Genomic DNA, 13405 nt, shown 5'->3' on the forward strand with positions numbered 1-13405 from the left:
CTGTGTATGCAGTCAGTGCCCGGTTATTTTTCTGTGAATTTATAAGAGAAAGGAGTGACACCATGCTGGTGATGCGCCCCGCGCAAATGGCTGATCTGGGCGAGGTACAGCGTCTGGCTGCGGACAGCCCGATTGGTGTCACTTCCTTGCCGGATGACGTTGAACGCCTGAGCGACAAGATCGCCGCGAGCGAAGCCTCGTTTGCCGCCGAAGTGAGCTTCAACGGTGAAGAAAGTTACTTCTTCGTCCTCGAAGACACCGCCACCGGCAAACTGGTGGGCTGCTCGGCAATCGTTGCTTCGGCCGGTTATTCCGAGCCGTTCTACAGCTTTCGCAACGAGACCTTTGTGCACGCCTCCCGCGAGCTGAAGATCCACAACAAGATCCACGTGCTCTCGCAATGCCACGACCTGACCGGCAACAGCTTGCTGACCAGTTTCTACGTGCAGCGCGAGCTGGTGGGTTCGCCGTGGGCCGAACTCAACTCCCGTGGCCGTCTGTTGTTCGTCGCCAGCCATCCCGAGCGTTTCGCCGATTCGGTAGTCACCGAGATCGTCGGTTACAGCGATGAAAACGGCGACTCGCCGTTCTGGGACGCCATCGGTCGCAACTTCTTCGACCTGAACTACGCCGAGGCCGAGCGCCTGTGTGGCCTGAAAAGCCGCACGTTCCTCGCCGAACTGATGCCGCATTACCCGATCTACGTGCCGCTGCTGCCGGACTCCGCTCAGGAAGCGATGGGCCAGGTGCACCCGCGTGCGCAGATCACCTTCGACATCCTGATGCGCGAAGGCTTCGAGACCGATCACTACATCGACATCTTTGACGGTGGCCCGACCCTGCATGCGCGTGTCTCGGGGATCCGTTCGATCGCCCAGAGCCGTGTGGTGCCGGTGAAGATCGGCGAGCCGGTCAAAGGTGCCGGGCGCCAGTATCTGGTGGCCAATGCCCAGTTGCAGGATTACCGCGCGGTACTGCTGGAGCTGGATTACGCACCGGGCAAACCGGTGACCCTGGATCTGGAAGCAGCCGAAGCCCTGGGCGTCGGTGAAGGTGCCAGCGTGCGCCTGGTGGCGGTTTAACGCCTTAGCGAGTTTCACGGGTGGCCACGGCGGCCCGTTTGAGGAGATAGCATGATTGTTCGTCCCGTACGCAGCAGCGATTTGTCCGCTCTGATCGACCTGGCCCGCAGCACCGGCACCGGCCTGACCACTTTGCCGGCCAATGAAGAGCGCCTGACCCATCGGGTCGGCTGGGCCGAGAAGACCTTTCGCGGTGAAGCCGGCCGTGGTGACGCGGACTACCTGTTCGTGCTCGAAGACGACAACGGTCGCGTGGTGGGGATTTCCGCCATCGCCGGCGCGGTCGGTCTGCGTGAGCCTTGGTACAACTTCCGCGTCGGCCTGACCGTCAGCGCCTCGCAGGAGCTGAACATCTATCGCGAGATTCCGACGCTGTTCCTGGCCAACGACCTGACCGGCAACTCCGAGCTGTGCTCGCTGTTCCTGCACGCCGATTACCGCACCGGCCTCAACGGTCGGATGCTGTCCAAGGCGCGCATGCTGTTCATCGCCGAGTTCCCTGAGCTGTTCGGCAACAAGATCATCGCCGAGATGCGCGGTGTGTCGGATGAAGCCGGCCGTTCGCCGTTCTGGGAAAGCCTGGGACGTCATTTCTTCAAGATGGAATTCAGCCAGGCCGATTACCTGACTGGTGTGGGCAACAAGGCGTTCATCGCCGAACTGATGCCGAAATTCCCGCTGTACACCTGCTTCCTGTCGCCGGATGCGCGCAACGTTATCGGCCAGGTTCACCCGGATACCGAGCCGGCGCTGGCGATGCTCAAGAGCGAAGGTTTCAGCTATCAGGGCTACGTCGACATCTTCGACGCAGGTCCCGCCATTGAATGCGAGACCAGCAAGATCCGCGCGGTGCGTGACAGCGAGGCGCTGGTGCTGGCCGTCGGCACGCCTGGCGACGACGCCACGCCGTTCATCATCCATAACCGCAAACGCGAAGACTGCCGCATCACTGCCGCTCCAGCACGACTGGCCGCAGGCACGCTGGTGGTCGATCCGCTGACCGCCAAACGTCTTCAACTCAACGCTGGCGATCAGGTTCGCGCCGTGGCGTTGTCTGCTGCCCGGGAGTCGAAATAATGAATTCGCTATACATCGCAGGTGAGTGGCTGGCCGGCCAGGGCGAGGCCTTTCAATCGCTGAACCCGGTGACCCAGCAAGTGCTGTGGTCGGGGGAGGGCGCCACTGCCGCTCAGGTCGAATCCGCCGTGCAGGCTGCGCGTCAGGCGTTCCCGGGCTGGGCCCGTCGCACGCTCGAAGACCGTATCAGCGTGCTCGAAGCGTTCGCCGCCGCACTGAAAAACCACGCCGACGAACTGGCCCGCACCATCGGTGAGGAAACCGGCAAGCCGTTGTGGGAAGCCGCGACCGAAGTTACCAGCATGGTCAACAAGATCGCGATCTCGGTGCAGAGCTACCGTGAGCGTACCGGCGAGAAGAGCGGCCCGCTGGGCGACGCCACCGCCGTGTTGCGCCACAAACCGCATGGCGTGGTGGCGGTGTTCGGCCCTTACAACTTCCCCGGCCATTTGCCGAACGGCCACATCGTGCCGGCGCTGCTGGCCGGTAACAGCGTGCTGTTCAAGCCAAGCGAGCTGACCCCGAAAGTCGCCGAGCTGACGGTCAAGTGCTGGATCGAAGCCGGTCTGCCGGCCGGCGTGCTGAACCTGCTGCAAGGCGCCCGTGAAACCGGGATCGCTTTGGCGGCGAATCCGGGCATCGACGGTCTGTTCTTCACCGGATCGAGCCGTACCGGTAATCACCTGCACCAGCAGTTCGCCGGTCGTCCGGACAAGATCCTCGCGCTGGAAATGGGCGGCAACAACCCGCTGGTGGTCGATCAGGTCGCCGACCTCGATGCAGCGGTGTACACGATCATTCAGTCGGCGTTCATTTCTGCCGGCCAGCGTTGCACCTGCGCCCGTCGTCTGCTGGTGCCGCAAGGCGCGTGGGGCGACAGCCTGCTCAAGCGTCTGGTGGAGGTCAGCTCGACCATTGAGGTCGGCGCGTTCGATCAGCAACCGGCGCCGTTCATGGGCTCGGTGGTTTCCCTTGGCGCGGCAGAAGCCTTGATGGACGCCCAGGCGCATCTGCTGGCCAATGGCGCTGTTTCGCTGCTGGCAATGACTCAACCGCAGGCGCAGTCGGCGCTGCTGACTCCGGGCATCGTTGATGTAACGGCAGTTGCCGAGCGTTCGGACGAAGAACTGTTCGGCCCGTTGCTGCAAGTGATCCGCTACGCCGATTTCGCGGCGGCGATTGCCGAAGCCAACGACACCGCTTTTGGTCTGGCCGCAGGCCTGTTGTCGGATTCCGAAGAGCGCTACCAGCAGTTCTGGCTGGAAAGCCGTGCCGGTATCGTCAACTGGAACAAACAGCTGACGGGTGCTGCGAGCAGCGCGCCGTTCGGCGGTGTCGGCGCTTCGGGCAACCACCGCGCCAGTGCCTACTACGCGGCGGATTACTGCGCGTACCCGGTGGCCTCGCTGGAAACCCCGAGCCTGGTGTTGCCGGCAGCTCTGACCCCCGGCGTGAAAATGGCGTGATGTACATCGCTGGCAAGCCAGCTCCCACAAGGGCGATGAGATCCGTGTGGGAGCTGGCTTGCCAGCGATGGCCGCGCCTCGGTCTTGAAGAATAGTTACTGAAGCCTATAACAACAGATTCTCGTGGAGCCTCGCTGATGAAATCCTATGAAGTCAATTTTGACGGTCTAGTGGGGCCGACCCATAACTACGGTGGTCTGTCCTACGGCAACGTTGCGTCCCAGAGCAACAGCCAGCAGTCCTCGAATCCGAAGGAAGCGGCGCTGCAAGGCCTGGCGAAAATGAAAGCGCTGATGGAAATGGGCTTTCAGCAGGGCGTTCTTGCACCGCAGGAGCGTCCGGACGTGGCTGCTTTGCGCCGTCTGGGTTTCAGCGGCACCGACGCCCAGGTGATCGAGCGCGCCGCAAAAGAAGCGATGCCGCTGCTGGTCGCCAGTTGCTCGGCGTCGAGCATGTGGGTGGCCAACGCCGCCACGGTCAGCCCGAGTGCCGACACCGCTGACGGTCGCGTGCATTTCACCGCCGCCAACCTGAACTGCAAATATCACCGCAGCATCGAGCACCCGACCACCAGCCGCGTGCTCGGTGCGATGTTCGCTGACCAGCAACACTTTGCTCACCACGCCGCATTGCCGGCGGTGGCGCAGTTCGGCGACGAAGGCGCGGCCAACCACACGCGTTTCTGCCGTGAGTACGGCGAGGCTGGTGTTGAGTTCTTCGTGTTCGGTCGCAGTGCGTTCGACACCCGCTATCCGGCACCGCAGAAATACCCGGCGCGTCAGACCCTCGAAGCCTCGCAAGCGGTTGCCCGTCTGCACGGCCTGCGTGACGACGGCGTGGTCTACGCGCAGCAGAACCCGGCGGTGATCGATCAGGGCGTGTTCCACAACGACGTGATCGCGGTGGGCAACGGCGAGGTGCTGTTCTATCACGAGGACGCGTTCCTCGACACCGAGAACATGCTGGCCGAACTGCAAGCCAAACTGGCCAAGGTCGGCGGCAAGTTCCAGTCGGTCTGCGTGCCGCGTTCTGCAGTCACCGTAGACGACGCGGTGCGCTCCTACCTGTTCAACAGCCAATTGCTGTCGCGTCCTGATGGTTCGATGCTGCTGATCGTGCCGGAAGAGTGCCGTGGCAACGAGCGCGTGTGGAATTACCTGCAAGGCCTGACCAGTTCCGGCGGCCTGATTCGCGAAGTGAAGGTCTTCGATCTCAAGCAAAGCATGCAGAACGGCGGTGGCCCGGCGTGCCTGCGACTGCGCGTCGCGCTCAACGAAACCGAGCTGGCGGCCGTCAACCCAGGGGTTATCATGACCGCCCCGTTGTACGGTTCGTTGACCGCATGGGTTGAAAAGCACTACCGCGACCGCCTGAGCGAAAGCGATCTGGCGGATCCGCAATTGCTGCTTGAATGCCGGACGGCACTGGATGAACTGACGCAAATCCTTAAACTGGGCGCGGTTTATCCATTCCAGATCAATTGATGGCCGGCGCGCTGCCTGAACGCGGTGCGCGGCTTGTCTCCCCCACAGAGCGTAAAAAAGACATGAGCGATTCCCTGCAGCTTATCCTTGAAGACACCGACGGCAAGAGAACGGAGGTTTCCTGCACCCGCTTCGCGGTCATGTGGCAAGGCAAAGAGCTGTTCATCCAGCAGGACGGCAGCGGCCAGCTGTTGATCGGCGTGGATCTCGCAGAAGGCGACGAAGAGTACGCCAACCTGCTGCTGCGCCCAATGGCGACTAATCTGGTAAGTCTGCAACTGGAGATGGAACCGGCTGGCCTCGGCGACGATGACGGCCACGTGCACGGCCCGGATTGCAACCACGACCACTAAGGAAACCGCTCTATGCTCGCTCTCGGCAAACTGCTTGAACTGACCCTCGCCGGCCGCGAACCGGCGGAGAAGACTCAACTGACTGTCGAAGGCGTGCGTATGCGCTGGTTGAGCGAGGGTGCGCTGGAAGTCCGGCCACCCGAAGCGCGCGACAATGGCCTGGACCTGCTGCTGTCGGCAGGCATCCACGGCAATGAGACGGCACCGATCGAATTGCTCGACCGGTTGCTGCATGACATCGCCCGCGGCGACTTGAAGCCGCGCGCACGCATTCTGTTCCTGTTCGGTAACCCGGAAGCGATTCGCAAGGGCGAGCGTTTCGTCGAGCAGGACGTCAATCGGTTGTTCAACGGCCGTCACGAACAAAGCAGCGGCTCCGAAGCCCTGCGTGCCTGCGAGCTGGAACGTCTGGCCGCGAGTTTCTTCAGTCTGCCTGATCGCCAACGCCTGCACTACGACCTGCACACCGCGATTCGCGGCTCGAAGATCGAGCAGTTCGCCCTGTATCCGTGGAAGGAAGGTCGCCAGCATTCCCGTCAGGAGCTGGCCCGACTGCGCGCCGCCGGCATGGAAGCGGTGCTGTTGCAGAACAAACCTTCGATCGTGTTCAGCTCCTACACCTACGACAAGCTCGGTGCTGAGTCTTTCACCCTGGAACTGGGCAAGGCGCGGCCATTCGGGCAGAACGCCGGGGTCAATGTGTCGCTGCTGGAAACCCGTCTGAAGCAGATCATCGAAGGCACCGAGCCGGAAATGGCCGAGCAGGGGCTGGACGGTCTGCAGTTGTTCAGCGTGGCCCGGGAAATCATCAAGCACAGCGATGCGTTCCGCCTGAACCTGCCGGCGGACATCGAAAACTTTTCGGAACTGGATGTGGGTTATGTGTTGGCGGAAGACCTGGCCAATACCCGCTGGATCATCGAAGAGCAGGGTGCGCGGATTATCTTCCCCAACCCCAAGGTCAAGAACGGCCTGCGGGCGGGCATTCTGATCGTGCCGACTACTGACGAAAACCTTGCCTGACCCCATTTCCGTCTCGACATAAACCCCTGTGGGAGCGGGCTTGCCCGCGATGGCGGTCGGTCAGCCAACATCTATCGTGACTGATCCACCGCTATCGCGGGCCAGCCCGCTCCCACAGGGGAAGAGTGAGACCAGAGATCTCACTCATCGTGTTTATACCGCGACAGCGCGCGGCTCGGTGCGGCGCAATGCACGCACTTTCTGCAGCGTATCGGCGCAGGTCTTCGCCGCTTCCTGACCCTTGTGCACGAAATGCTCGAAGAAGAACTTGTGGTGTTCTTCGCCGGCATGGAAGTGGTGCGGGGTCAGGGACACCGAGAACACCGGCACTTCGGTTTCCAGTTGAACCTGCATCAGGCCGCTGACCACCGACTGGGCGACGAATTCGTGACGGTAGATTCCGCCGTCCACCACCAGGGCAGCCGCGACGATACCGGCATAACGACCGGTCTTGGCCAGCAGCTTGGCGTGCAAGGGCATTTCAAAGGCGCCGCCGACTTCGAAGAAATCGATGTCCGATTCCTGATAGCCCTGGGCGATCATTTCAGCGAGGAAGCCTTTACGGCTCTGATCGACGATTTCCTTGTGCCAGCAGGCCTGGATGAACGCGACGCGCTCGCCGTGAGTGTGTTTGCTTTTGCTGTCGATAGCGGTGGGTTGCATGTTCTGACTCCTGTTTGTGTGAAAAACAGGGCGTTATGAATCGAAAGGGATTCAAGGGTACGCACGCTCGCACGAACACGGCGGACGGCCCTTTGGCGTCAATCCCGTTCTCTCTTCATCCGGACTGTGACCGTCGGCCCCGGAATCACACCGGGTCTGCTGACCTTGCCGCCGCTCACGGTTTTTGCCGTGTCCGTCACCAAGCGCTCGCGGGCTATGCGCATTGCGCGCAATTACCGCCGGTGGGGAATTGCACCCCGCCCTGAGAACGTTTCGCTACCCTTTATCGGGCGGCGCAGCGTTTTTAACACAGATTGCGGGGGCGTGCATTGCGCCTTTGTGATGATTGCCATCGGATTTTTCGAAGCGTGGAAACGACTTTTCCTTGCGCGAGGGTTGATTAATCCGCGCCATGCCCGCAGTAATTCCTCTTCGAAAAGGGATTTCCCCTGCTGACTTGAGGCCAGGTACATGAGCGTTATCGATCTTCGCAGCGACACCGTCACCCAACCGACTCCCGCCATGCTCGACGCGATGACCGCGGCGGACACCGGTGATGATGTGTATGGCGAAGATCCGACGGTCAATCGTCTGGAAGCCGAACTGGCAAAACGGCTGGGTTTCGCCGCTGCGCTGTTCGTCCCGACCGGCACCATGAGCAACCTCTTGGGGTTGATGGCGCACTGCGAGCGCGGTGACGAGTACATCGTCGGGCAGCAGGCGCACACCTATAAGTACGAGGGCGGTGGCGCCGCGGTGCTCGGTTCGATCCAGCCACAGCCGCTGGAAGTGCAGGCCGATGGCTCGCTGGACCTGGATCAGGTGGCGGCGGCGATCAAGCCTGACGATTTTCACTTTGCCCGCACCCGTTTGCTGGCGCTGGAAAACACCATGCAGGGCAAAGTGCTGCCGCTGGACTATCTGGCCCGGGCCCGCCAGTTCACTCAGAACCATGGTCTCCAGCTGCATCTGGACGGTGCGCGGCTGTACAACGCGGCGGTCAAGCTTGGGGTCGATGCCCGGGAGATCACGCAACACTTCGATTCGGTGTCGGTGTGCCTGTCCAAAGGCCTCGGCGCGCCGGTCGGTTCGGTGCTGTGCGGTTCGGCCGAGTTGATCGGCAAGGCGCGGCGCCTGCGCAAAATGGTCGGCGGCGGCATGCGTCAGGCCGGGTTGCTGGCGGCGGCGGGGCTATATGCGCTGGATCACAACATCGAGCGTCTGGCGGAAGACCATGCCAACGCGCAATTTCTGGCTGAAGGCCTGCGCGAGGCAGGTTTTGCCGTCGAGCCGGTACAGACCAACATGGTTTACGTGCAAATAGGCGATAAGGCCGGGGCGATCAAGGCGTTTGCCGCCGAGCGCGGAATCAAATTGAGCGCTGCCGCCCGTCTGCGGATGGTCACGCACATGGACGTCAATCGTTCGCAAATCGAGCAAGTGATCGCGACATTCGTCGAGTTTTCGCGCAAGTGACAGCGTTAGCGGCCCAATTGACCGTTTCTATCGTATAAACACGCTGTACCCCGCGCGCAGGGCCGATATAATGCGGCCCTTTGCCGTCGTTTCGTCTGTTGACGTTTCGTACAGGCCTTTGGCCGCAGCCTCCGTGGAAGAACCTAATGAAAAGCGCAGAAATCCGTGAAGCCTTCCTTCGCTTCTTCGAAGAGCAAGGCCACACCCGTGTAGCCTCCAGCTCTTTGATTCCGGGCAACGACCCAACCCTGCTGTTCACCAACGCGGGGATGAACCAGTTCAAGGACTGCTTCCTGGGCCAGGAAAAGCGCGCGTACACCCGTGCGACCAGCAGCCAGAAATGCGTGCGTGCCGGTGGCAAGAACAGCGACCTGGAAAACGTCGGTTATACCGCCCGTCACCACACCTTCTTCGAAATGCTGGGTAACTTCAGTTTCGGTGACTATTTCAAGCACGACGCGATTACCTTTGCCTGGACGTTCCTGACCGGTGTCCTGAAGCTGCCGAAGGAAAAGCTCTGGGTGACCGTCTACGCCTCCGACGACGAAGCGTATGACATCTGGACCCAGCAAGTCGGTGTGCCGGTCGAGCGCATGATTCGCATCGGCGACAACAAAGGTGCGCCTTACGCATCCGACAACTTCTGGACCATGGGCGATACCGGTCCGTGCGGCCCATGCACCGAAATTTTCTACGATCACGGCGACCACATCTGGGGCGGCCCTCCAGGCTCGCCGGAAGAAGACGGCGACCGTTACATCGAGATCTGGAACAACGTGTTCATGCAGTTCAACCGCACCGCCGACGGCGTGTTGCATCCGCTGCCAGCACCGTCGGTGGATACCGGCATGGGTCTGGAGCGGATCAGTGCGGTGATGCAGCACGTCAATTCCAACTACGACATCGACCTGTTCAAGAACCTGCTGAAAGCTTCGGCTGAGGCAATCGGCTGCGAAAATGGCGACCAGTCTTCGCTCAAGGTTGTTTCCGACCACATCCGTTCGTGCGGTTTCCTGATCGCCGACGGCGTGCTGCCGTCCAACGAAGGCCGTGGCTATGTGCTGCGCCGGATCATCCGTCGTGCCTGCCGTCACGGTAACAAGCTGGGCGCCACCGGCAGCTTCTTCTACAAGATCGTTGCGGCGCTGGTCGCCGAGATGGGCGAAGCATTCCCGGAACTGAAGAAGCAGCAATCCAACATCGAGCGCGTGCTCAAGGCCGAAGAAGAGCAGTTCTCCAAGACCCTGGATCACGGCTTGAAGATCCTCGAGCAGGATCTGCTTGAGCTCAAAGGCACCGTGGTGCCGGGTGACGTGGTGTTCAAACTCTACGACACCTACGGTTTCCCGATGGACCTGACTGCGGACATCGCTCGCGAGCGCAGCCTGACCATCGACGAAGTCGGTTTCGAACGCGAGATGGAAGCCCAGCGTGTTCGTGCACGTTCGGCCAGTTCGTTCGGTCTGGACTACAACACGCTGGTCAAGGTTGATGTGGCCACCGAGTTCACCGGTTACACCGACACCAGCGGTTCGGCGAAAATTGTCGCTATCTATAAAGATGGCCAGTCGGTCGACGTCTTGAGTGAAGGCGAAGAGGCGGTGATCGTTCTGAATAAGACGCCGTTCTACGCTGAGTCCGGCGGTCAGGTGGGCGACTGCGGTTATCTGCAGGCCGGCAACAGCCGTTTCGACGTGCGCGATACCACCAAGACCGGCGGCGCGTTCCTGCACCACGGCGTGCTGGCGTCCGGCAGCCTGATCATCGGCGCGCCAGTGGAAACCCACGTGGATGCCGAAGTGCGTCATGCGACTTCGTTGAACCACTCGGCCACCCACTTGCTGCACGCTGCATTGCGTCAGGTGCTGGGCGAACACGTTCAGCAGAAAGGTTCGTTGGTCGACAGTCAGCGCCTGCGTTTCGACTTCAGCCACTTTGAAGCGATCAAGCCTGAGCAAATCAAAGCACTGGAAGACATCGTCAACGCCGAGATCCGCAAGAACTCGGCGGTAGAAACCGAAGAAACCGACATCGAAACCGCCAAGCAGAAAGGCGCGATGGCGCTGTTCGGCGAGAAGTACGGCGACAACGTGCGCGTGCTGAGCATGGGCGGTGATTTCTCCGTCGAGCTGTGCGGCGGTATCCACGCCAACCGTACCGGCGACATCGGTCTGCTGAAAATCATCAGCGAAGGCGGTGTGGCATCGGGTGTACGTCGTATTGAAGCGGTCACCGGCGCTGCGGCGCTGGCCTACTTGAACGCGGCTGAAGAACAACTCAAGGAAGCGGCCAGCCTGGTCAAGGGCAGTCGCGACAACCTGATCGACAAGCTTTCGGCTGTGCTGGAGCGCAACCGTGCGCTTGAAAAGCAGCTCGAGCAGTTGCAGGCCAAGGCTGCCGCCGCTGCGGGCGACGACCTGTCGGCCTCGGCCGTGGACGTCAAGGGCGTGAAAGTCCTGGCCGTACGTCTGGATGGTCAGGATGGCAAGGCGCTGCTGGCGCTGGTCGATCAGCTGAAAAACAAACTCGGCCGCGCAGTGATCCTGCTCGGCAGTGTCCATGAGGAAAAGGTCGTACTGGTTGCAGGCGTGACCAAAGACCTGACTGGCCAACTCAAAGCCGGTGATTTGATGAAACAGGCTGCTGCGGCAGTGGGCGGGAAGGGCGGTGGTCGTCCGGACATGGCGCAGGGCGGCGGTGTCGACGCCGGCGCACTGGATGGCGCACTGGCGCTGACCGTTCCATTCGTCGAGCAGGGTTTATAAGACGGCCCGTCGGGCCCGCAGTCTAGTGGCGGGCCCGGCGGCTGTTCGAGTGATTATTGGGCGCCCTTCATGGGCAGAGGCGGCTTTGAAATGGCTTTGATCGTACAGAAATTTGGAGGCACCTCGGTCGGCACTGTCGAGAGAATCGAGCAGGTCGCCGACAAGGTTAAGAAATTCCGCGATGCCGGCGATGACCTGGTGGTTGTGCTGTCTGCAATGAGCGGCGAAACCAACCGTCTGATCGATCTGGCCAAGCAAATCAGTGGCGAAGATCAACCGGTTCCGCGTGAACTGGACGTGATCGTTTCCACCGGTGAGCAGGTGACGATTGCCCTGTTGGCCATGGCGCTGATCAAGCGTGGTGTGCCGGCGGTGTCGTACACCGGTAATCAGGTGCGGATCCTGACGGACAGTGCGCACAATAAAGCGCGTATCTTGCAGATTGATGACCAGAAGATTCGCGGTGACCTGAAGGCCGGCCGCGTGGTTGTGGTCGCCGGTTTCCAGGGCGTCGATGAGCACGGCAACATCACGACCCTGGGTCGTGGCGGTTCCGATACTACCGGCGTGGCGCTGGCCGCTGCGTTGAAGGCTGACGAGTGCCAGATCTACACCGACGTCGATGGTGTCTACACCACTGACCCGCGTGTGGTATCGGTCGCTCAGCGGCTGGACAAGATCACCTTCGAAGAGATGCTGGAAATGGCCAGCCTCGGTTCCAAGGTGCTGCAGATCCGCGCGGTGGAGTTCGCCGGCAAGTACAACGTTCCGCTGCGCGTACTGCACAGCTTCAAGGAGGGTCCGGGCACCCTCATTACTATTGATGAAGAGGAAACCATGGAACAGCCGATCATTTCCGGCATCGCTTTCAACCGCGATGAAGCCAAGCTGACCATCCGTGGCGTGCCAGACACCCCGGGCGTGGCGTTCAAGATTCTCGGCCCGATCAGTGCCGCGAACATCGAAGTCGACATGATCGTGCAGAACGTCGCGCACGATAACACCACCGACTTCACCTTCACCGTGCACCGCAACGACTACCAGTCGGCGCAAACCGTGCTGGAAAACACCGCTCGCGAGATCGGTGCCCGTGAAGTTGTCGGCGACACCAAGATTGCCAAGGTCTCGATCGTCGGCGTCGGTATGCGTTCCCACGCAGGCGTGGCCAGCCGCATGTTCGAATCCCTGGCAAAGGAAAGCATCAACATCCAGATGATCTCGACGTCGGAAATCAAGGTTTCCGTGGTGATCGAAGAGAAGTACCTGGAACTGGCCGTGCGCGCCCTGCACACGGCTTTCGAACTGGACGCGCCGGCCCGTCAGGGCGAGTGATGCGTTATCTGAAGGGCGCGGTCTGACCGCGCCCTTTATTTTTTGAATGGCGCGAGCCCTGAACTGTTCTTTTGCTCGCGCTGGTCAATACTCAGGCATGTAGGGCTACGATCGCTCCGGTTGTAGGTCGGGTGCCTTTTTTTTGCAGACTGTTGTCCCTGAACTGAATTGCGTGAGGAGAAAGGTATGCTGATTCTGACTCGTCGGTGCGCAGAAAGCCTGATTATCGGTGATGGCGAAATCACCGTGACCGTGCTCGGCGTTAAAGGAAATCAAGTGCGTATCGGCGTCAACGCCCCGAAAGAGGTGGCCGTGCACCGTGAGGAAATTTATCTGCGTATAAAGAAAGAGAAGGACGAAGAACCAAGCCATTAATTTTTATCGATTTTTATGTTTGCAAACGGGGAAAAGGTTGGTTAAGATACGCCCCGTGTTGCGGAGAGCTGGCCGAGTGGCCGAAGGCGCTCCCCTGCTAAGGGAGTACACCTCACAAGGGTGTCGGGGGTTCGAATCCCCCGTTCTCCGCCATTATTTGCTTAGTACGTTGTAATCTGGCTTTTTCTGTAAGTTGTTGAAATTTATAGAAAAAGTGGTTGGAATAGAGATTAGACGGGCTATAATGCGGCGCAACAAATGCACTCGTAGCTCAGCTGGATAGAGTACTCGGCTACGAACCGAGCGGTC

At 60.6% G+C, this 13405-nt stretch carries 11 protein-coding genes, 1 tRNA gene and 1 riboswitch; of the genes, 11 read left to right on the plus strand and 1 reads right to left on the minus strand.

Translation table 11 applies throughout. From position 1 onward, the window contains the following. Positions 1-62: 62 nt before the first annotated feature. The 6 genes from aruF (at position 63) to astE (ending at position 6485) form a co-directional block, all read left to right on the plus strand. Positions 63-1082, plus strand: a complete 1020-nt coding sequence (gene aruF / locus ACW9HX_RS27805; protein WP_025112905.1) for an arginine/ornithine succinyltransferase subunit alpha — start codon at positions 63-65, stop codon at positions 1080-1082. 51 nt (positions 1083-1133) lie between these two features. Continuing rightward, complete coding sequence (astA, locus tag ACW9HX_RS27810; RefSeq protein ID WP_457383043.1) at positions 1134-2159, plus strand: arginine N-succinyltransferase; 1026 nt, start codon at positions 1134-1136, stop codon at positions 2157-2159. Further along, on the plus strand, positions 2156-3625 hold the full coding sequence (gene astD / locus ACW9HX_RS27815) for a succinylglutamate-semialdehyde dehydrogenase (protein WP_457383049.1): 1470 nt from the start codon (positions 2156-2158) through the stop codon (positions 3623-3625). The genes astA and astD overlap by 4 nt, the downstream gene beginning before the upstream one ends. Positions 3626-3762: 137 nt before the next feature. Then, positions 3763-5109, plus strand: a complete 1347-nt coding sequence (gene astB / locus ACW9HX_RS27820) for an N-succinylarginine dihydrolase (protein WP_248742489.1) — start codon at positions 3763-3765, stop codon at positions 5107-5109. Between the two features lie 62 nt (positions 5110-5171). Continuing rightward, the gene (locus tag ACW9HX_RS27825; RefSeq protein WP_457383044.1) at positions 5172-5462 is read left to right on the plus strand and encodes a topoisomerase II; all 291 of its coding nucleotides are present in this window, start codon (positions 5172-5174) and stop codon (positions 5460-5462) included. A gap of 12 nt (positions 5463-5474) precedes the next feature. After that, positions 5475-6485 carry a succinylglutamate desuccinylase gene (gene astE / locus ACW9HX_RS27830; protein ID WP_457383045.1) on the plus strand — a complete coding sequence of 337 codons (1011 nt, stop codon included), beginning with the start codon at positions 5475-5477 and terminating at the stop codon, positions 6483-6485. Between the two features lie 153 nt (positions 6486-6638). On the opposite strand, the gene ACW9HX_RS27835 is transcribed toward astE, so the two are convergent. Then, positions 6639-7148, minus strand: coding sequence for a 6,7-dimethyl-8-ribityllumazine synthase (locus tag ACW9HX_RS27835; RefSeq protein ID WP_457383046.1), 510 nt, complete (start codon positions 7146-7148; stop codon positions 6639-6641). Between the two features lie 102 nt (positions 7149-7250). Then, positions 7251-7422: riboswitch (FMN riboswitch) on the minus strand. A gap of 197 nt (positions 7423-7619) precedes the next feature. Between ACW9HX_RS27835 and ltaE the strand changes: the two genes are divergently transcribed. The 5 genes from ltaE to ACW9HX_RS27860 all read left to right on the plus strand — a co-directional run bounded on the left by ltaE (position 7620) and on the right by ACW9HX_RS27860 (position 13249). After that, positions 7620-8624 carry a low-specificity L-threonine aldolase gene (gene ltaE / locus ACW9HX_RS27840; RefSeq protein ID WP_457383047.1) on the plus strand — a complete coding sequence of 335 codons (1005 nt, stop codon included), beginning with the start codon at positions 7620-7622 and terminating at the stop codon, positions 8622-8624. 146 nt (positions 8625-8770) lie between these two features. After that, positions 8771-11389, plus strand: a complete 2619-nt coding sequence (gene alaS, locus ACW9HX_RS27845; protein WP_457383048.1) for an alanine--tRNA ligase — start codon at positions 8771-8773, stop codon at positions 11387-11389. A gap of 90 nt (positions 11390-11479) precedes the next feature. Next, positions 11480-12721 (plus strand): aspartate kinase, encoded by a 1242-nt coding sequence (locus ACW9HX_RS27850; RefSeq protein ID WP_007951048.1) that lies wholly within the window; start codon positions 11480-11482, stop codon positions 12719-12721. A 186-nt stretch (positions 12722-12907) separates the two neighbouring features. Beyond that, positions 12908-13096, plus strand: a complete 189-nt coding sequence (gene csrA, locus ACW9HX_RS27855; protein ID WP_002554426.1) for a carbon storage regulator CsrA — start codon at positions 12908-12910, stop codon at positions 13094-13096. A gap of 62 nt (positions 13097-13158) precedes the next feature. Further along, positions 13159-13249: transfer RNA gene (locus tag ACW9HX_RS27860), tRNA-Ser, on the plus strand. Positions 13250-13405 lie beyond the last annotated feature (156 nt).

It is taken from the genome of Pseudomonas sp. SDO52101_S400, assembly GCF_054071635.1.